This is a genomic window from Pseudoalteromonas sp. S3776 (assembly GCF_005886915.1).
Lineage (GTDB): Bacteria > Pseudomonadota > Gammaproteobacteria > Enterobacterales > Alteromonadaceae > Pseudoalteromonas.
Map to the genome: position 1 here is coordinate 47,887 of NZ_PNCU01000032.1, position 20,782 is coordinate 68,668.

The 20,782-nt window shown below is 40.9% G+C and carries 17 protein-coding genes; 14 read left to right on the forward strand and 3 right to left on the reverse strand.

Going from position 1 to position 20,782, the window contains the following annotated elements:
• The first annotated feature begins 16 nt into the window (after nucleotides 1-16).
• The 9 genes from serC to CWC16_RS13370 all read left to right on the forward strand — a co-directional run bounded on the left by serC (nucleotide 17) and on the right by CWC16_RS13370 (nucleotide 7,969).
• Nucleotides 17-1,099 (forward strand): 3-phosphoserine/phosphohydroxythreonine transaminase, encoded by a 1,083-nt coding sequence (serC, locus tag CWC16_RS13330; RefSeq protein ID WP_138541870.1) that lies wholly within the window; start codon nucleotides 17-19, stop codon nucleotides 1,097-1,099.
• Nucleotides 1,099-2,376: a 3-phosphoshikimate 1-carboxyvinyltransferase gene (gene aroA / locus CWC16_RS13335; RefSeq protein WP_138541871.1), complete on the forward strand. Its 1,278-nt coding sequence runs from the start codon at nucleotides 1,099-1,101 to the stop codon at nucleotides 2,374-2,376. Before serC ends, aroA begins: the two co-directional genes overlap by 1 nt.
• Before the next feature lie 107 nt (nucleotides 2,377-2,483).
• The gene (gene cmk, locus CWC16_RS13340; protein ID WP_138541872.1) at nucleotides 2,484-3,194 is read left to right on the forward strand and encodes a (d)CMP kinase; all 711 of its coding nucleotides are present in this window, start codon (nucleotides 2,484-2,486) and stop codon (nucleotides 3,192-3,194) included.
• Nucleotides 3,195-3,289: 95 nt separating this feature from the next.
• Nucleotides 3,290-4,957 (forward strand): 30S ribosomal protein S1, encoded by a 1,668-nt coding sequence (rpsA, locus tag CWC16_RS13345; protein WP_055016073.1) that lies wholly within the window; start codon nucleotides 3,290-3,292, stop codon nucleotides 4,955-4,957.
• Between the two features lie 65 nt (nucleotides 4,958-5,022).
• Nucleotides 5,023-5,310, forward strand: a complete 288-nt coding sequence (gene ihfB, locus CWC16_RS13350; protein ID WP_004587872.1) for an integration host factor subunit beta — start codon at nucleotides 5,023-5,025, stop codon at nucleotides 5,308-5,310.
• Nucleotides 5,311-5,331: 21 nt separating this feature from the next.
• Nucleotides 5,332-5,613 carry a lipopolysaccharide assembly protein LapA domain-containing protein gene (locus tag CWC16_RS13355; RefSeq protein ID WP_004587873.1) on the forward strand — a complete coding sequence of 94 codons (282 nt, stop codon included), beginning with the start codon at nucleotides 5,332-5,334 and terminating at the stop codon, nucleotides 5,611-5,613.
• A gap of 2 nt (nucleotides 5,614-5,615) precedes the next feature.
• Nucleotides 5,616-6,752 (forward strand): lipopolysaccharide assembly protein LapB, encoded by a 1,137-nt coding sequence (lapB, locus tag CWC16_RS13360; protein ID WP_138541873.1) that lies wholly within the window; start codon nucleotides 5,616-5,618, stop codon nucleotides 6,750-6,752.
• A gap of 46 nt (nucleotides 6,753-6,798) precedes the next feature.
• Nucleotides 6,799-7,503 carry an orotidine-5'-phosphate decarboxylase gene (pyrF, locus tag CWC16_RS13365; protein ID WP_055016055.1) on the forward strand — a complete coding sequence of 235 codons (705 nt, stop codon included), beginning with the start codon at nucleotides 6,799-6,801 and terminating at the stop codon, nucleotides 7,501-7,503.
• 91 nt (nucleotides 7,504-7,594) lie between these two features.
• Nucleotides 7,595-7,969, forward strand: coding sequence for a hypothetical protein (locus tag CWC16_RS13370; RefSeq protein WP_138541874.1), 375 nt, complete (start codon nucleotides 7,595-7,597; stop codon nucleotides 7,967-7,969).
• 251 nt (nucleotides 7,970-8,220) lie between these two features.
• Here CWC16_RS13370 and CWC16_RS13375 read toward each other — a convergent pair whose 3' ends face one another.
• Both CWC16_RS13375 and CWC16_RS13380 read right to left on the reverse strand, forming a co-directional pair.
• On the reverse strand, nucleotides 8,221-9,051 hold the full coding sequence (locus CWC16_RS13375; protein WP_138541875.1) for a CvfB family protein: 831 nt from the start codon (nucleotides 9,049-9,051) through the stop codon (nucleotides 8,221-8,223).
• Nucleotides 9,052-9,053: 2 nt separating this feature from the next.
• Entirely contained in the window at nucleotides 9,054-10,379 is a 1,326-nt protein-coding gene (locus CWC16_RS13380; RefSeq protein WP_138541876.1) for a DEAD/DEAH box helicase, read from the reverse strand.
• A gap of 198 nt (nucleotides 10,380-10,577) precedes the next feature.
• On the opposite strand from CWC16_RS13380, the gene trhO reads away from it, so the two are divergent.
• The 5 genes from trhO (at nucleotide 10,578) to CWC16_RS13405 (ending at nucleotide 18,675) form a co-directional block, all read left to right on the forward strand.
• Nucleotides 10,578-11,585: an oxygen-dependent tRNA uridine(34) hydroxylase TrhO gene (gene trhO / locus CWC16_RS13385; protein ID WP_138541877.1), complete on the forward strand. Its 1,008-nt coding sequence runs from the start codon at nucleotides 10,578-10,580 to the stop codon at nucleotides 11,583-11,585.
• 252 nt (nucleotides 11,586-11,837) lie between these two features.
• A complete protein-coding gene (locus tag CWC16_RS13390) occupies nucleotides 11,838-12,854 on the forward strand; it encodes an efflux RND transporter periplasmic adaptor subunit (protein ID WP_171037661.1) in 1,017 nt (338 codons plus the stop codon).
• A gap of 2 nt (nucleotides 12,855-12,856) precedes the next feature.
• Nucleotides 12,857-15,931 (forward strand): efflux RND transporter permease subunit, encoded by a 3,075-nt coding sequence (locus CWC16_RS13395; RefSeq protein ID WP_138541878.1) that lies wholly within the window; start codon nucleotides 12,857-12,859, stop codon nucleotides 15,929-15,931.
• A gap of 140 nt (nucleotides 15,932-16,071) precedes the next feature.
• A complete protein-coding gene (locus CWC16_RS13400; protein ID WP_138541879.1) occupies nucleotides 16,072-17,967 on the forward strand; it encodes a DUF294 nucleotidyltransferase-like domain-containing protein in 1,896 nt (631 codons plus the stop codon).
• Nucleotides 17,968-17,970: 3 nt separating this feature from the next.
• Nucleotides 17,971-18,675, forward strand: coding sequence for a 3'-5' exonuclease (locus CWC16_RS13405; protein WP_138541880.1), 705 nt, complete (start codon nucleotides 17,971-17,973; stop codon nucleotides 18,673-18,675).
• Nucleotides 18,676-18,769: 94 nt separating this feature from the next.
• Here the strand turns inward: CWC16_RS13405 and CWC16_RS13410 are convergent, their stop codons facing one another.
• A complete protein-coding gene (locus CWC16_RS13410) occupies nucleotides 18,770-20,350 on the reverse strand; it encodes a BCCT family transporter (protein ID WP_138541881.1) in 1,581 nt (526 codons plus the stop codon).
• Nucleotides 20,351-20,782: the final 432 nt, after the last annotated feature.

The following is a 20,782-nucleotide window of genomic DNA, read 5'->3' on the forward strand; positions in this document are numbered from 1 at the left end:
GAATGAGGCAAAGGTAATGAGTAAATATAATTTTTGTGCGGGGCCAGCTATGCTTCCGCAAGCTGTTATGCAAAAAGCACAAAAAGAATTTTTAGACTGGCAAGATTTAGGCGTATCTGTGATGGAAATAAGCCATCGCAGTAAAGATTTTTTAGCGCTTACTGCTAAATGCGAAGCCAGCCTTCGTCGTTTAATGAATATTAGCGATGAATTTGAAGTGTTGTTTATGCATGGTGGGGGGCGCGGTCAATTTAGCGCTGTGCCATTAAATTTGCATCAGCATGGTAAAGCGGCGGTTTATTGCGAGAACGGCGTGTGGTCTAAAAGTGCGACTGACGAAGCTAATAAATTTACTCAAACTCACTCAATCAATGTCAGAAATGACGCTAACGGGCTGTTTTCTATAAAAGATGTGGCACAGTGGGACTTACCTGAAGAGGCATCTTATATTCATTACTGCCCAAATGAAACGGTAGACGGATTAGAAATTTTTGATGTGCCTAGTCACCCAACGGCGCCAATTATTGCTGATATGTCGTCAACAATTTTGTCGCGTGAAATTGACGTAAACAAGTTTGATTTAATTTATGCCGGTGCACAAAAAAATATAGGTCCATCAGGTATAGCTATCGTTATTGTGCGCAAAACATTACTTGAGCGTGAGGGTTTGGCTAAACCAGGTATTTTAGATTACGCACTTGAAGCAAAACAAGGCAGCATGTTTAATACACCGCCTACCTTTGCATGGTATTTAGCAGCCGAAGTATTTGAATGGCTAGAACAAAACGGTGGCGTTAAGGCAATGGAAGCACACAATATTGCTAAAGCTAAGCTGCTTTATGATTTTATTGATGAATCGCCTTTTTATACCAATAAAGTAGCCGCGCATTGCCGATCTCGCATGAATGTACCCTTTTGGCTAAATGATGAAAGCTTAAACGAAAAGTTTGTAATGCAATCTAAAGAGGCCGGCTTACTTGCCCTAGAAGGACACAGAATAGTAGGGGGTATGCGTGCAAGTATTTATAACGCAATGCCACTTGAAGGTGTTCAAGCCTTGGTTGACTTTATGGCGGCATTTGCAAAGGAGCACAGCTAATGGAACAACTTCGTTTAGAGCCTATTTCTCGTGTAAATGGTAGCGTTACCTTACCAGGGTCTAAAAGCCTATCAAACCGAATTTTATTGTTAGCAGCGCTGGCTCAAGGGACTACCGTTGTAGAAAACCTGCTAGACAGTGATGATATTCGTCATATGTTGGGTGCATTAAATCTACTAGGTGTTAACGTAACGCTTAATGATGACCGCACTGTGGCAACTGTTGAAGGGGTTGGCGGTATATTTAAAACTCCAAGTGAACCTTTATTTTTAGGAAATGCCGGTACTGCGTATCGTCCTTTAACCGCGGTACTTGCTGCTGTATCTGGCGAGTATGAGCTAATAGGTGAGCCGCGCATGGAAGAGCGCCCAATAGGGCACCTAGTCGATGCGCTACAAGCACTTGGCGGCGATATTACCTACACTAAACATAAAGACTACCCGCCACTAAAAATAATTGGTGGGCAAATTAAAGGCGGTACTGTTGAAATTGATGGCAGTATTTCTAGCCAATTTTTAACTGCATTGCTAATGGCTGCCCCTTTATTTAGTGGTGATACGCAAATTACCATTAAGGGTACTTTGGTCTCTAAGCCATACATTGATATTACATTAGATGTAATGGCACGTTTTGGCGTGACCGTTGAGCACAGCAATTACACAACATTTAAAGTGAAAGGCGGCCAACAATACCAATCACTCGAGCGTATTATGGTTGAAGGTGACGCATCATCAGCGTCTTACTTTGTTGCGGCAGCGGCTATTGCCGGTGGCGAAATTGAAATTAAAGGGGTTGGCGCTAAATCAGTACAGGGTGATATTGGTTTTGCAAAAGTGATGGAACAAGTTGGCGCCCAGATTGATTGGTATGACGAACGCCTAGTTGTGCGTAAAGGTGAATTAAAAGGCGTAGATATTGACGCTAATGCGATACCCGATGCAGCAATGACACTTGCCACTGTTGCGTTATTTGCCAAGGGTCCTACCGCTATTCGTAATATATATAATTGGCGTGTAAAAGAAACTGATCGTTTATATGCAATGGCTACTGAACTTCGTAAAGTGGGAGCAGAGGTTATAGAAGGCGATGACTTTATCGAAATTACACCGCCAAATTCGTTTAATGATGTTGCTATTGATACGTATGATGATCACCGAATTGCAATGTGTTTTGCAATGGTTGCCGTAGGCGGAAAGCCTATTACTATCAACGACCCTAAGTGCACATATAAAACTTTTCCAACCTTTTTCAAGGTTTTAGCATCAGTGAGTGAGTAGAGCTTTTATAAATAATTATAAAAAGTTACACACTAAAGCGGATCTATTTGTAGAAGTGACGTATAATATCGCGGTTTTATTTAGGTGTGCATTGCAGGAGGTTCTAAATGCAGGCGTTATTAATGCCCGTAATCACCGTTGATGGCCCAAGTGGTTCAGGTAAAGGAACTGTTTGTCGCTTGTTAGCCGACAAATTGGGGTGGGATGTATTGGATAGCGGCGCAATTTACCGTGTATTATCCCTTGCCGCACTTCATCACCAAATAGCATTAGACAACGAAGAAGCGCTCGTCCCGCTTGCTGCAAACTTAGATGTGCAGTTTTTGGTTGATAGCCAAACTAATGCTGGAAAAGTTATTTTAGAAGGCGAAGATGTAACCTCGACAATTCGTAATGAAGAGGTTGGGGCTGCTGCTTCAAAAGTGGCTGCATTACCCCGTGTACGTGAAGCGTTACTTCGACGCCAGCGTGCGTTTAAAACCGAGCGGGGCTTAATTGCTGATGGCCGAGATATGGGCACCGTGGTTTTTCAAGGCGCTCCATTAAAAATATATTTAACCGCCAGTGCACAAGAACGCGCGCGCAGACGTTATGTTGAGTTGAATGAGCGTGGCCTTGATGTTACACTAAGTGGTCTATTACAGGACATTCAAGCTCGTGATGAGCGCGATATGAATCGTACCGTTGCGCCGCTTGTTCCTGCTGATGATGCAATTGAAATAGACACAAGCGAGCTTAATGCTCAGCAAGTGTTTGATAAAGTTATAACTTTAGTAGATATTGCTATTTCAGAAGGTAAGCTTCCCAAGCGAAGCTAAACACATTTTATGCACCAGCAGGACGCCAGTGCTATTTTAACAACCCCATGCAGCATGGTTGCTTATTGGTATTAATATATGAGACGTATATTCGTATGTCAGAAAATTTTGCGCAGTTATTTGAAGAAAGCTTAAAGGGTTTTGAAGCAGAGCAAGGCTCTATTGTTAAAGGTACAGTAATCTCAATCGAGAATAACATTGTACTTGTAGATGCTGGTCTTAAATCAGAAAGTGCTATCCCTGCAGAGCAGTTCAAAAATGCTGCTGGTGAACTAGAAGTTGCTGTAGGCGACGAAGTAGATGTTGCACTAGATGCAATCGAAGACGGTTTCGGTGAAACTATCCTTTCTCGTGAGAAAGCGAAGCGTCACGAAGCGTGGATCCGTCTTGAGAAAGCATGTGAAGAGCAAGAGACTGTTACTGGTGTTATCAACGGTAAAGTTAAAGGCGGTTTCACAGTTGAAGTTGATTCAATCCGTGCTTTCCTACCTGGTTCACTTGTTGATGTTCGTCCAGTACGTGACACAACTCACCTTGAAGGCAAAGAGCTTGAATTTAAAGTAATCAAGCTTGACCAAAAACGTAACAACGTTGTTGTTTCACGTCGTGCAGTTATCGAATCTGAAAACTCACAAGAGCGTGAAGAGCTTCTTGCTAACCTTGTTGAAGGTCAAGAAGTTAAAGGTATCGTTAAGAACCTTACTGACTACGGTGCATTCGTTGACCTTGGTGGTGTTGATGGTCTACTACACATCACTGATATGGCGTGGAAGCGTGTTAAGCACCCTTCAGAAATCGTTAATGTTGGCGACGAAATCGCAGTTAAAGTTCTTAAATTCGACAAAGATAAAACTCGTGTATCTCTAGGCCTTAAACAGCTTGGCGAAGATCCATGGGCAGCTATCGCTGGTCGTTACCCAGAAGGTTCTAAGCTTTCTGGTCGTGTAACTAACCTTACTGATTACGGTTGCTTCGTAGAAATCGAAGAAGGCGTTGAAGGTCTAGTTCACGTTTCTGAAATGGATTGGACTAACAAGAACATCCACCCTTCAAAAGTTGTTTCACTAGGTGACACTGTTGAAGTTATGGTTCTTGAAATCGACGAAGAACGTCGTCGTATTTCTCTTGGTCTTAAGCAATGTATTGCTAATCCTTGGCAGGAATTTGCTCGTCTACAAAACAAAGGCGACCAAGTTACTGGTAAGATCAAATCAATCACTGACTTCGGTATCTTTATCGGTCTTGACGGTGGTATTGATGGTCTTGTACACCTTTCAGACATTTCTTGGAACACGCCAGGCGAAGAAGCTGTACGTGAATTCAAGAAAGGCGACGAAATCACTGCTATCGTATTGCAAGTTGACCCAGAGCGTGAACGTATCTCTCTAGGTGTTAAGCAAATCGAAGCTGACCCGTTCAATAACTACCTTGATGCAAACAAAAAAGGTGCTATTGTTAAAGGTAAAGTGACTGAAGTTGATGCGAAAGGCGCAACTGTAGAGCTTATCGAAGGCGTTGAAGGTTACATCCGTGTAGCTGATATCGCTCAAGAGCGCGTTGAAGATGCAACGACTGTTGTTTCTGTAGGCGACGAAATCGAAGCTAAATACGTTGGCGTTGATCGTAAGAACCGCACTTTAAGCTTATCTGTTAAAGCTCTTTTCGAAGCAGAAGAGAAAGAAGTACTAGAGAAGCTTAAGAAAGAAGAGCCAGTGTTTGAAAACGCAATGGCAGCTGCTTTCGCAAATGCACAAAAAGACTAATTACTAATTAGTTTTTAATTGGAAGGGCAGTTTTGCCCTTCTACTATTCTCTTTAAGGAAACGCTATGACTAAGTCAGAACTGATAGAAACACTTGCCGAACAGCACGCACACGTTCCAGTGAAAGATGTTGAAAATGCAGTAAAAGAAATTCTTGAACAAATGGCCGGCTCATTATCTACTTCAGATCGTATTGAGATCAGAGGTTTTGGTAGTTTCTCTTTGCATTACCGCGCTCCTCGCACAGGTCGTAATCCTAAGACTGGCGATACAGTAGAGCTTGATGGTAAGCATGTACCTCATTTTAAACCAGGCAAAGAATTACGCGACCGCGTAAACGAGAGTATTGCCTAGTTAACCAGTTGGAGTAGTTACTTGTTTAAGGTATTAAAAATTATTCTGGTTGTACTATGCCTATTTTGCGCATTTTTATTGGGTTCTCAAAATCCACAATTAGTACAAATCAATTATATTATTGCCAGTAATACCTTGCCACTCGCTGTAATAATAAGTATCTGCTTTATACTGGGTGTAATAATAGGGTGTTTTATTAGCTTTAAATTGTTTTCTAAATTAAAGTGGCAAAATTACCGCTTAAAAAAACAATTAGCGCCAGAAAAAAATAATAGTAAGCTTATTGCTAATAAAGACACCTAATCATGATTGAGCTTTTGTTTTTACTACTGCCTGTTGCTGCCGGTTATGGCTGGATTATGGGCAAAAATAGTGCGAAAAACCAAGCTCATCAACTCAATCGCCAAATCACTTCAGAATACAGTAAAGGCTTAAAGTTTTTACTAGACAGAGAAGAAGATCAGGGCTTAGAGCATCTAATCAATCTATTAGAGGTCGCTGCTGATTCTGTCGACCACTACTCAACCCTTGCTACCATGTTTCGCCGAAGAGGCGAGCTTGACCGCGCAATAAAAATTCACGAACTCCTTTTAAAACACCCAAGTTTAAATGAGCAACAAGCTGCCACTAGCCGTTTAGAATTAGCCGAAGATTATATTATGGCCGGCTTATTAGACGGTGCAGAAGAACATTTAGTGTGGCTTGTTAAAGCCGGGCATGAACAAGCGCTTGACCCTATTATTACTCTTTATTCGCAAACTCGAGAGTGGGAAAAGGGCATTAATATGTTCGAAGCCCACAGTGAGTTATTTGTTAAAGAGCAGCATTTTAAAGCCATTGCTAATTTTTACAGCGAAGCGGCGCTAAGCGAAAATAAACCGCAATTAATGAGCAAAGCCATTAGTTTAAATTACAAAGCGGTTCGCCCTTTATACGAATTGGGGTTATCGGCTTACACAAGCGAAGACTACGTAAAAGCTATTTACTATTGGCGTGAATTAGTCTGCCAATTTACATTGTTTGCGCCTTTGTTTATTGACCAGCTTGCACATAGTTATAAGCAGTTAAATTTAACGCATCAATTTCATGATTTATTATGTGACTTGCTCGACAAAGGTGGGGTACTAATAAAAATAAAACATTGCCAAGCATTGTTAGAGCAGGGAAATACCAAACAGGCATTTGAGTTTTTAACTGACAGCTTAAAACGTCAGCCGACAATTAGAGGTTTTAGCTTTTTATTACAGCTAATGGCTGATAAAAATCCAAATACCAAAGAGGTACTTGATGAAATTGATAAGCTAGTTACGTCATATATAGCTACAAAACCAGACTTTCAATGCCAACATTGTGGTTTTACAAGCCACACCATTTATTGGAACTGCCCATCTTGTAAACATTGGGAAACCATTGTACCAAGTAGAGGCCTAGACGGATTTTAATAACCCCCAACTATTTATAACTTTACTGCCATTCATTAGGATAGTTATGTCTTTAGAAGATACAAAAAAAGTTCTCATTGCCCTAGATTACGATTCACAAGAGGCGGCTCTTAATTTTGTAAAAAAACTCTCACCAGAGTCGTGTCGCTTAAAAGTAGGCAAAGAAATGTTTACTTATTTCGGGCCTGCATTCGTTAAACAATTAATCGATTTAGGCTTTGACGTATTCTTAGATTTAAAATTTCATGATATCCCTAACACAGTGGCAAAAGCGGTTACCGCTGCGGCTAATATGGGCGTTTGGATGGTAAACGTTCATGCATCAGGTGGTTTTGAAATGATGAATAAAGCAAAGCTGGCACTTGAAAAGTTTGGCGATAAAGCACCTTTATTAATTGCAGTAACAGTGCTAACCAGCATGGATGAAACTGAGTTAAAGCGACTGGGCGTTGAAAAATCAGCGCAAGAGCAAGTTATCCATTTAGCACAATTAACAAAAGAAGCAGGGCTTGATGGGGTGGTATGCTCAGCTCAAGAAGCTAAAGTGTTAAAAGAGCACTTTGGTAGCGAATTTAAGTTAATTACCCCAGGCATTCGCCCTGCGGGAAGTGATCTAGGCGACCAAAAGCGGATTATGACACCTAAGCAAGCTATTGAAGCCGGTAGCGATTACTTAGTGATTGGTAGACCAATCACACAATCATCAAATCCAGTACAAACTTTGAATGATGTTAACAGCTCGCTAATTTAAATTAACAAAAAGCAATTATTTAGTGCTAAACCCCTTTTATGAATACATTTTTATGCTACATTAGTACTAAGAGTGCAGTAAGGGGTTTATTTTGAAGTTAATTTTGGGATCTATATTAATCGTTGTTGCGGGTTTTTCAGTAAATAAATATGTTTTTTCGAGTAAGGCATATGATGGTGTCGCGGCGATTACTGATCTCGTCGCAAATTACCCCGTAGATTTATTTGAGTTTAGACAAACCATGCATGGCTATGCACACCACTTATGCTATAAAAATGAAGAGCGCTTAACGCGCCAAAACGTGACTACCTCGGAATGTATTTCGAATCACGATAGCAAACAAAGTGAATGTGAAAATAAAGTATTTAGGTTGGCACCGCTCAGCTTAGAAACCAAAGCTGAGATACTTGATTATTCTAAGCAATATACAGAATGTACGTTACCGTATAAGCGTATTATGGGTTAATGCCTATTAGCGATCCCCTAATTATTTTAAGCGGAGAAAGCTTAGTTTTAGCTTTGTTTAATAAATTTCACTCACTACAACGTGAAGGCAAAGAGCAGGGCAATATAAGTGCCGTTAGTGGTAGTGGCTAACTCACGTTTTTTATTCATCAAAACGTTTTATCACCTATCAACAATCATTTAATTAGACTATTTAGAAAAAATTTAACTATAAGCGCCAACATAATGTTAGCGCTTATAAAAAGTGTACGACTATTTTAAGCGAATAGATTTTGCTTCTATATCAATCAAGCCTTGCTTAAATAAACCACCAATGGCTTTTTTGTAGTTAGCTTTACTGGTTGAAAATACTTTTTTGATAAGCTCAGGATCAGATTTATCACCAATGGCTAGTATGCCGCCTTCGTTTTTAAGTTTTTCCATTATTTTATCACCAAGCTCACTTACTTTACCCATGCCTGGCTTTTCAAGGATGACGTCTATTTTTCCGTCTTCACGTACTTTTTGAATAAAGCCTTTAAGCTTTTGCCCTACAAATAAGTTTTTAAACACCATGTTGTAAAAAACAACACCAAAGTGAGACTCTTCAATAAGCACTTTGTAGCCAATATCTGTTTTACCAGCCACTATTAAATCAACTTCTTGAAGGTGAGTGTATTGAGGTTCATCTTTTGATAAAAAGCGATTAAAGTTACTTGATGCGCAAATACGTTGGCTCGCGTTATCCAAGTACAAGCGAACTAAATAGGAATGACCTTCTTGCATACGTGGCTTTTGCTCGTTAAAAGGCGCTAAAACATCTTTTTCGAGACCCCAATCTAAAAAAGCACCAATGCTATTTATTTCTTTAACACGAAGTAATGCATATTCACCAACTTGGGCGTGAGGTTTTTTTACTGTTGCTGTAGGTAAGTTTGCGTTATCTAAAAAAATAAAAACGCTTATGCTATCTCCAGCTTCGAGTTCATCTTTAATTTCATGTTTGGGTAAAAACACTTCCCCTAAATTGTGGCCATCAAGGTAAGCACCTTCATTGCTCACTTCTTTAACAAATAAGGTTTGTGTTGTTCCTAGGTAACTCATAATTATTCCTGCTCAGGCTTTTTTTTACGGCGCATTGGTGAATTGCCATCAATGTTCAATGGGGCTTTTATAGGTGCAGCTGGTTTTTTAGGTTTTGCCTTGCGTTTAACTTGCGGCTTTTTGACCTGTGCAACTTTTTTAGTTTTTACAGCGGCTGTTGCAGGCTTTTTCTCTTTTATACCTTTAAATTTAGCTTTAAGGCCATCAACGCTTGCAAAAACCAGTTCGTCGTTCAAAAACGACTTAATTGCTAAGTAACTTGCCCAGTCTTTAGGACCTACTAGCGATAGTGCATTACCTTTAAATCCCGCACGGCCTGTACGACCTATACGGTGTACATACTCTTCAGCGTGTTTTGGTAAATCAAAGTTGATTACATGCGTTACACTTAATAAATCGAGTCCACGTGAAGCGACGTCAGTGGTGATCAAAATTTTAAAGTTTTCGCGGCTAAACGAATCCATGATCTCAAGGCGTTTGCTCTGCGTTAAATCGCCAGCTAAAGCCACCGATTTAAAACCTTTTGCATTTAATGCTTCACTCAAACGGCCGGTATCGGCGCGTGTTGCTGTAAAAATAATACATTGGCCAACATTGTCCTGCTTTAAAAAATGCTCAAGTAACGCTTCTTTATGATCAAGGTGATCGGCTAAATAGAGTGTTTGTTTAATATCACTGTGTTGCTCGTTTGCGGCGCTCAAAGTAATTTGCTTTGGTTTTTTTAATAAATTACGCGATAAGGCATCGACTTGAGCGTGATCTAGTGTTGCTGAAAAAAGTAATGTTTGGCGCAAGCGGTGATTCGCTTGCTCGTTAATCATCTTAAGTTGTTCAGTAAAACCTAAGTCTAAAATACGGTCAGCTTCATCAAAAATTAATAGCTCTAACCCGCTTAATTGTAATGAGCGTTTTGTAATGTGATCGGCCAAACGCCCTGGGGTTGCCACAACAAAGTGCGGGTCGTTACGAAGCGCTTTAATTTGATCGTTAAAGTTCTCGCCACCGAGTATTTTTACAGCTTTAATGCTTGTGCCCGCAATTAATAAACGCAATTGCGTAAATACTTGCGTTGCAAGCTCACGGGTTGGTGCAACGATGAGGACACGTGGATCGCGTTTACTGAGCGCTTTTTGTTTCATAACTCGCTGAACAGCAGGTAATAAAAACGCTAATGTTTTGCCCGACCCAGTTTTAGACTGGGCAAAAATGTCATGCCCTGCAAGTGCGGTAGGCACTGCATGTGCTTGAATATCTGTGGGCTGGGTGATCCCTTGATGTGCTAATTGTTTTTCAAGGCGAGTATCAATCCCAAGATCAGTAAAGTGCAAAGTCGTGTTCTCCAATGTGCAACTTAAAATTATGGCCGCATTATAGCTTACACAAGGGTTATGCCGACAGTAAAAACCATTCTAACGCGCTATTTTTTGCAATTAATTATAAAAAGCGTAAAATACGCGCCCCATATGCGCCGGATTTACGATTCGGTAAATGCCACTAAAGGCTATCAAAGCAAAATAGGAAGTAAAATGACTGCTGTTCATAAAGATGATGTAACAAACGAGCACTTTGTAGTGTGTGCAATGTACAAATTTGTAGGTTTGCCAAATTTTGAAGCACTACGTAAACCCCTTTTAGAAGTAATGGAAGCAAACGAAGTACGCGGTACTTTATTGCTTGCTGCTGAAGGTATTAACGGTACTGTATCGGCTAAGCGCGAAGGAATAGATAACTTACTTGCGTGGTTAGACACACAAGAAAACCTAAAAGACATAGTAACTAAAGAATCATACGATGACGAATGCCCGTTTTACCGTACTAAAGTAAAACTAAAAAACGAAATTGTTACTATGGGCGTTGAAGGGATTGATCCACTTAAAGTAGTGGGTAGCTATGTTAAACCTAAAGAGTGGAATGCATTAATATCTGACCCTGATGTAATTTTGATTGATACACGTAACGATTACGAAATTGAAATTGGTACTTTTCAAAATGCAGTCGATCCTAATACCAAAACTTTCCGTGAGTTCCCTCAGTGGGCTAAAGAAAATTTAGACCCAGAAAAACACAAAAAAGTAGCCATGTTTTGTACCGGCGGTATTCGCTGCGAAAAATCAACGGCTTACATGAAAGAGCAAGGGTTTGATGAAGTTTACCACCTTGAAGGCGGTATTTTAAAATACCTAGAAGAAGTGCCAAAAGAAGAAACAATGTGGGAAGGTGAGTGCTTTGTTTTTGATAATCGTGTAGCAGTAAATCATGATTTACAAAAAGGCTCTTACGATCAGTGCCATGCCTGTCGTATGCCGATTACAGAAGAAGAAAAGCAAAAGCCAGAATACATGGAAGGTGTTTCGTGCCATCACTGTATTGACAATGTAACCGATGAGCAGCGTGCTCGTTTTGCTGAGCGTCAAAAGCAAATAGAATTAGCACAAGCTCGTGGTGAAGGGCATATTGGTAATGAAGCGCAAGCGGTTTTACAACAACGTAAAGAAGCTAAAAAAGCTCAAAAAGATGCGCAGCGCGGTAAATAATCTCTAACTCCTTATTATTTGCATAGCCCAGTTTATACTGGGCTTTTTTATTTAAATAGCCACTTTTTAGTTTAATCCTGCCTGTATTTGTATAAATGATCAGCCTTTAGGGGCCTTTTAAAATCAAATTGGTATTACCAACTTTAATTTCATCTTATAGTTTTGCTAATTTATCTCTCTATTCTACTTATTGATCAATGAGGTGTTAGACTTCGTAAGGTAATGGGAATAATAATTAATTAAGGTGCTGTGTTGAAATCACATAATTTTATAATCGGTGTGCTCAGTACATTGATATTTATCTGTACCCCTGCAATGAGCGCAAACGTTGTAGTGCAAAAAATTACATTAGAAAACGCCAAACAACAGGTTCAAGCAGTTGGAAATACAGAGGCAATACATTCGGTTGTCATGTATCCGGCAGTAGGCGATAGAGTAACAGGCGTTTTTTTTAAGCCAGGTGATAAAGTAAATAAAGGTGATATTTTACTAGAACTTGATTCTCGTAGGCAAAAAGCTGCGCTTGATGAGGCTAAAATTAGACTTGCCGACACCCGGCGAATATTAAAACGATTAGAAAAAAGTCAGGCCAAAGGGGCTGTACCCAAAAGCGATGTTGATGATGCTAAAACCGTTGTAGAGCTTGCCAAAGTAACGTTAGTACAGGCGCAAACTGAGCTTGAAGACAGAAAAGTAATTGCGCCGATAGATGGCATAATGGGGCTTACAGATGTAGAGGAAGGCGATAGAATAACCGAGCAAACCGCTATTGCTACAATCGATGATACAACAAGCCTGTATATAAATTTTAATGCGCCTGAGTCGGCCATTACTATGTTGCGTAATAAAAGCAGCTTAACGGTATTTCCTTGGCAATCAGGGACTGCCATCAACGCTGATATTGCCTATTTAGATTCACGCGTAGACCCACAAACCCGCACTTTACGCGTTAAAGCAAAGCTAAATAATGAAAAACAACGATTTTTACCCGGCATGAGCTTTAGGGTACATATTGAAGTGCTAGGCGAGCGTTTTGCTGCAATCCCTGAGGCTGCATTACTGTGGGGGGCAACTGGTCCATACGTATGGACTAGTGTAGATAAAAAAGCAACCCGTGTTGATATAAAAATAGAGCAGCGTTTGGCGGGGCGATTATTGGTTTCTGGGCCGTTAACTAAAGGCGATATTTTAGTCATTGAAGGGGTACAACGCTTACGTGCAGGCCAAAAACTAAGCTTTAATTTATCTGCACAAGATACGCAGGAGTAGGTATGAAACAGCAACCTATGATGCACGATTTACCCTCGATGGCGATTCGCCGCCCAGTCCTTATTGTGGTGCTTAACTTATTAATTATTATTGCAGGTATTGCGGCTATAGCGGGAGTTGAAGTAAGAGAGCTTCCTGATGTGGATAGACCACGTATTACGGTTTCGGCCCCGTTTCCTGGTGGCTCGCCTGAGACCGTTGATACCGAAGTAACCAGTAAATTAGAAGGCGCAGTGGCACGTGTAAGTGGCGTTAAATCAATACGCGCACAAAGTGAAGAGGGAAATGCACGTATTGTGGTCGAATTTAGACCAGGAATAAACTTAGATGACGCTGCAAATGAGACGCGTGAGTCTGTTGCACGTGTAGAGCGAGACCTTCCAGAGGAAGTGGAACGTGTGTCTATTATTAAAGCCGACAACGACGCCGAAGCGGTTGTATCGCTAACTGTATCCAGTGAAAGTTTATCGCTTGAAGCACTTACCGAGCGCGTAAATGTTGACTTAGCGCCACAATTTTTAACCATTCAGGGTGTCGCAGATGTACGCTTAAACGGTGATAGAGAACGAGTATTAAGAGTACGCATAGACCCATTAAAACTAAGTAGCTTTAATTTAACTGTGCCCGATGTAGCACAAGTGCTTAGCCAAGCCCCATTTGACGTACCTGCAGGGAGTTTAAAGGCAAACGATCAGCAAATTATTGTCCGTGCTGATGCTACATCAATCACCCCTGAGCAAGTGGGCGATATAATAATTCAAGGCGACACCCGTATTAGCGATATTGCAGCCGTTTATTTTGGGCCTGCCGATCCGCGCTCTATGGTAAGGCTAAACGGTAAACCTGTTATTGGTATGGAAATTATTCGCCAAGCACAATCAAATACAATTGAAATATCAGATGAAGTCCTCAAGCTTATAAAAAATATGCAAACGCGCTTTCCAGAAATGGAATTTACGCTTACCTCTGATGATGCACAATTTATAAGAAGCTCAGTCGATGAAGTAATTTACTCTTTGTTACTCACTGTACTGTTAGTGGTAATCACTTTATGGGTATTTATTGGTTCTTGGCGTGCTACTTTAGTACCTGCTTTTGCTATTCCTGTTGCTTTAATTGGTTCTTTAGCGCTTATATGGGCATTGGGTTTTTCAATAAATATTTTAACCTTGTTGGCGCTTGTATTAGCCACTGGCCTAATTGTTGATGATGCCATAGTAGTAAGTGAAAATATTCAGCGCCAGCGAGGGCTTGGTTTAGGACGCCGAGCAGCTGCTGTAATAGGCACGCGAGAGGTGTTTTTTGCTGTTGTGGCAACCACCGCAGTACTGGCTGCTGTATTTATACCCATTGCATTTTTGCCCTCTACGGCGGGTCGCTTATTTAGAGAGTTTGGCGGTGTTCTTGCAGGCGCCGTGATTATATCAAGCTTTGTTGCACTTTCATTAGTGCCTGCGCTTACCTCTAAATTAAAGTTAAAGCAGGGGGGCTTTCACCCGTTTGCAAAGCTAGGCCACTGGCTTGGCGCAATTTATACAAAATCAATTCATAAGGTGCTTAACCACGCGTGGCTTACGTTTTCGGCGTGTTTATTGGTTGCCGCTGGCTCAGGGGCATTGTACGCCAGTTTAGATAGTGAGCTTTTGCCCACAGAAGACCGAGGTAAAATTCGTATATTTGCACGAGGCCCAGATGGTGTAGGGCTTAACTTTATGGATAGGCAAGCGATAAAAATGGAAGATATTTTACTTCCGTTTGTCGATAGTGGCGAAATCGAGTCTATTTATACTGTTGTAGGCCAATGGGACCCTAATATTGTGTTTATCACTGTGCCATTAAAGCATTGGGATGAGCGCCATTTTAGTCAACAAGAAATTATTAACAAAATACGACAACCGCTTGGCGATATTCCAGGAGCACCGGCATACCCAGGTGGTGCAAATAGTTTAAATTTACGCGGCCAAGGGGGAGGCGTTGAAATAGCGTTACTTGGTCAAGATTATTTGCAAATATTTAAAGCGGCACAGCAGTTTTCTGCGGCCTTAGAAAAAGCCGTTCCTGAGGTGGCACCTGTGCGTATTTCGTATCAACCATCGCAACCACAACTTCGTGTAAATATAGACAGACGACGTGCACAAGAGCTAGGAGTAGCACTAAACGACATTGCCATTACCTTGCGCGCAGCAATAAATGGCGACGACGTAGAAGATTTAAACATTGGCGATCAGTCTGTGCCAATTATGCTACAAGCGCAAAACCAAACCATAAACAGTCCAAGTGACTTGGCAAATTTATACATCAGAGCGGGTAATGGCAGTTTAGTGCCGTTAAGTAGTGTGGCGAATATTTCTGAAGAAGGCGTGGCTGCAGAGCTTGAGCGACATGCTCAGCGTCGTTCAATAGAGCTCAGCATGGAACTGCCAGAGTCGTTAACCATAGCTGCTTTAGTAGAGCAAATAAAAACCGTGTCTGAACAATCGTTAGAACCAGGTATTGCTCTTGCGTTTAAAGGTGAAGCGCTAACGTATGAAGAAACATCCAGCGAAGTACTCATAACCTATGTACTTGCTTTTTTAATCGTATTTTTAGTGTTGGCCGCGCAATTTGAAAATGTAAATAGTGCCATTGTGGTAATGATAACTGTTCCCTTTGGTATTACCTCGGCCATATTAGCGCTTTATTTAACCGGTACGTCGTTAAATATTTACTCTCAAATAGGTTTAGTGATGCTGATAGGCTTAATCGCTAAAAATGCGATTTTGCTTGTTGAATTTGCAGATCAGTTACGCGATCAAGGCTTAACGGTCAGAAAAGCTGTCGAGCAAGCTGCAATGGTGCGTTTGCGTCCAATTACAATGACCCTTATATCGACACTGCTTGGTGCGTTGCCGCTAATCCTCTCTACAGGCGCAGGGGCTGAGGCCCGAAATGCCATAGGCTGGGTGGTGTTTGGCGGCTTAGCATTGGCGGTATTGTTTACGCTTTATCTTACTCCAGTAATTTACTTAGGCTTAGCACGTTTTACTACACCAAGAGGGGATGAATCTAAGCAACTCGCACAAGAGCTTGAAAAATAGACTAACCTTAATGCCATGCCCAGCCATGTTATTAAATTAAAATGTGCTGGGCATGCTTATGGGTTGATTGGCAGACCTTGTTTGTTAAGATAGCTTCTTAAGCATATTCATGCCTTTTGTCTGGCCACAAGGAATCCTCAATGCAAGCCGAACAAGTTGAAATTGCGCAATTTTTAGCGCAGCACCCGCCATTTGATGACTTACCCACAAACGCGTTAAACGAGCTTGCGCAACAAGTTGAGGTTGCTTACTACCGCTCGCAAACTGATATATTAACGCTGGGCCAAGATATCGCTGATTTATTTATTATTCGCAGTGGCTCTGTGGAAATATATCGTCGTAATAACGAGCTCTATAATCGTTTAGATGTAGGGGGAATTTTTGGCCAAATGGGCCTATTGATGAACCGTAAAGTACGTTTTCCTGCTAAAGCATTGGAAGATACGCTGGTTTATTGTATTAACTTTGAATTGTTTAATCGTTATTGCGATGAGTTTGATAGTTTTGCTGATTATTTTGAAGCTGATGGCAATGTACGTCTTCGCCAAGCGTTAGTTGAACAAGCCGACAGTAACGACTTAACAACCGCCAAAGTTAAATCACTCATTCACCGGGATGTAGTAACGCTAAGTACTCAAACAACCATTCAAGATGTTGCTAAAGTAATGACAGAAGAAGCGGTATCTTCTGTTTTAGTTACCGATTTAGACAAACCCATTAGTGACGATCCTGAAGAGGACGATGGGCAAATTGTCGGTATTATCACCGACCGCGATATACGCACAAAAGTGGTAGCACAAGGGCTAGGCCTTGACGTTACCGCAGATAAAATTATGTCGACGAACCTTGTACTACTTGATTCAAATGCGTATGTATTTGAAGCGGTGCTTGCGATGCTGCGTGATAACTTGCACCACTTACCTGTTGTACAAAAGCGCCGTCCCATTGGGGTTATTTCATTATCCGATATTTTAAGGTACGAGTCGCAAAGTAGCTTACTTTTAGTACGCGGTATTTTAGCGCAGCAAACGATTGAAGATTTGGCACATTATGCTCGCCAATTACCGAGTGTATTTGTGCGTATGGTAAATGAAGACGCTAATTCACATATGATAGGTACGGCAATGGCCGTAATAGGGCGTACTTTTAAACAGCGCTTATTGGTATTAGCTGAAGAAAAGTATGGTCCGCCGCCAGTACCTTACTGTTTTATAGCGTTAGGCTCTATGGCGCGAGATGAGCAGCTTATTGTAACAGATCAAGATAACGCGCTTATTTTAGATGACAATTATGATGATGCAAAACATAACGAGTACTTTCAAAATATTTCTGATTTTGTGTGCGATGGCTTAGCGCAATGTGGTTATACCTATTGCAGTGGCGAGATTATGGCCTCGTTTAAAAAGTGGCGCAAAACACGCTCGCAATGGTTTGATCAATTCTCACAATGGATAGCCTTACCCAAACCACAAGCACTGCTTAACAGCTCTATATTTTTTGATTTAGATGGGGTGTGGGGTAAAACAAAGTGGGCCGATGAGCTAAAAATTTTTATTGCCAAACAAAGTAAACAAAACCGCGTATTTTTAGCGAATATGGCTGCTAATGCCCGAAACCGCACACCGCCACTTGGGTTTTTTAAAGGCTTTGTGCTGGAGCATAACGGCCAGCATAAGCGCTCAATGAACTTAAAACGACGAGGCACCGCGCCGCTTTCTGATGTGATAAGAGTGCATGCACTGGCAATAGGCTCTCGTAAGCAAAATTCGTTTGAACGCCTTGAAGATATTATAGAGTCACGCCTGTTACCTGAGGGCAAAGCGCAAGATTTACGTGACGCGTTAGAATACATTGCCATGATGCGAATACGCCATCAAGCATGGCAAATAGAGCAAGAAGAAGAGCCCGATAACGACATAGACCCGCATTTACTTTCGCCGTTTGAGCAACGTAATTTAAAAGAAGCATTTGCCATACTCGAAAAAGCACAAAGCTACTTAAAGTTTAGCTACTCAGCCAATGCGGGTGTTAAGTAACGAATGGCTAAACAATCGTATTTTGACTGGCAGGCCCATTATAAAACGTTGGCTAAAAACGCTAAAAATGAGCATTTAAAAGCGTTTTATCAGCACGCTTATGGTGATACGCACACGCCAATAAAAGACATTTCGTTTGTAGCTCTTGATTTTGAGACAACCGGTCTAAATAGTGAGGTAGACGATATAGTTAGTATTGGCTTAGTCCCTTTTACATTGCAAAGAGTGTATTGCACAGATGCTAAACATTGGGTGGTACAACCGCGTAAAAGCTTAAGTGAGGAGTCGATTGTTATTCATGGTATTACTCACTCAGAAGTAGATGATGCCCCTGATTTAACCTCTCGGCTAAGACCGCTACTTAATGCACTTAGTGGTAAAGTCGTGGTGGTACATTATGCAGCGATAGAGCGGCACTTTTTGAATAATGCATTACTTGCGCGAATTAACGAAGGGATCCAGTTTGCGTTAGTCGACACTATGGAACTTGAGCAACGAGCATTGCGCGCCCGACAAGGGTTAATAGGGCGGTTGTTTAATCAAAAAGTAGGTTCACTGAGGCTAACTGACTGTCGAAGTCGCTACTCTTTGCCTGCGTACCAAAACCATAATGCACTAACTGATGCATTAGCTACAGCAGAGTTGCTGATTGCACAGGTGCAATATCATTACCGTGATGATACACCATTGGGTGGGTTACTAAGCTAAATCTATTTTTAAATTTATTAAACAACGTTTATTTTAGTCAATAAAAACGCCGCAAATAATGCGGCGTTTTTTATAGTTATTTTATTAAAGCTAACTACTTAGCAGCACGAGGCTCAGTACGTAGCCCTAACAATAGGCTTACACACATAAGTAGTAACACTAAAGTAAACGGAAGGCCCGTTGAAACAGCCCCCGCTTGCAGCGCTTGAATTGCTTCTGTACCGCCAATCCATAAAAGTGCAGCGGCAATAGAGCCCTCAACCGTAGCCCAAAAAATACGTTGTGGTACAGGTGCATCTACTTTACCGCCTGCTGTAATAGAGTCGATAACTAATGAACCCGAGTCAGAAGAGGTAATGAAAAACACTAATACTAAAACCACAGCAAGGAACGAAAGCACGCTCGACATTGGCAATTCGTCTAGCATTTGGAACATTGCCATAGGTACATCGGTTAAACCGTTTACGCCTAAGCTGCCTACACCTTGCACAACTTGGTCGATGGCTATACCGCCGTAAATAGACATCCATAAAATAGTAACCGCAGTAGGAATTAATAATACAGCGATTAAAAACTCTCTAATTGTACGACCACGAGAGACACGCGCAATAAACATACCTACAAACGGTGACCACGAAATCCACCATGCCCAGTAAAAAACTGTCCACCCGTGCATCCATGTTTCGTCTTCACGACCATGTGGGTTGCTCAGCGGGATAATATTTTCGATGTAGCCCATTACCGTGTTTGGTACATTACCAATTGCCACTGCAAAGCCAACTAAACCAACAAATAAGAGTAAGGCAAATGCGATAAGCATGTTTATATTACTAAGTACTTTTACGCCGCCATCAATACCGCGCACAACTGAAATAATAGCCAGTAAAGTAACGCCTATAATAACTAATAATTGCGCGCCTACACCACCTTCAGTACCAAATACATGATTAATACCTGCAGAAGCTTGTTGCGCCCCCAAACCTAACGAGGTTGCAAGGCCAAACAAAGTAGCAAGCACAGCAAGAATATCAATAATATGACCAGGCCAGCCCCATGCTTTGTCGCCTAATAGTGGATAAAAAATTGAGCGGATTGATAAAGGAAGACCTTTATTATAAGTAAAAAACGCAAGGGAGAGTGCTACAACAGCATAAATTGCCCATGGATGAAGCCCCCAGTGAAACATAGTTGCTCCCATCGCTACTTTTGCAGCTTCTGGTGTATTAGCGGTTACATTTAGCGGGGTCTCGTACCAGCCTGTAAAGTAAGCTACTGGCTCTGCAACACCCCAAAACATTAACCCAATACCCATACCTGCAGCAAATAACATTGCAAGCCATGACATACGCGAGTGCGTTGGTTTGGCTCCTTCTCCACCTAAACGGACATTACCGTATGGCGATACAATCAGCGCCAAGCAAAAAATAACAAAGAAGTTTGCTGCCCACATAAAAAACGCATCAAAGTTATTTATTATATCGAGTTTAATTCCATCAAGTGTTGATTTTGCTGTTTGCGCATCAGTAACAAGAATGGCGACTAAAAAGATGACAATCAAACCGGCACTAATACCAAAAACAGGATTATGTATATCAAACCCCCATTTTTGTACGTTATCTTGACCTACGGTGTAGTCCGTATTATCAATACTATACTTGTCATGATTTTCGCTCATGAATACCTCTTATGTTGTCCTAACAAGCCAGAGAGCTCCGGCGTAATACTAAGTTAATTACCTCTAAAGTAAGTTGCAATATTTACAATAAAACTTATTTGAGAACTAATTAATTTAATCATAGATCATACCCTTAATAATGTATGAGTTAAATCGTAAATGCAAAACTATTTGGTTATAAATCACTGATTACTTAGTGCTAAATGCTATTTATAGATAGAAATATAAGCTATTGTTAATTCAGTGAGTGTTAAAAATTAGTTTGTTATTAAACTAAAATTAATGCTGCCTCATAAAATTCGTTTATTAGTAAATGAATTTCCCTTCAATATGAACGGGTTTATTACCAGTTTAATCATTATGTAACATGCATAAAGGTAAAATCTGAGGTAGGCTATATTTTAATCATAAAAGAGTGAAAGGGACGAACTT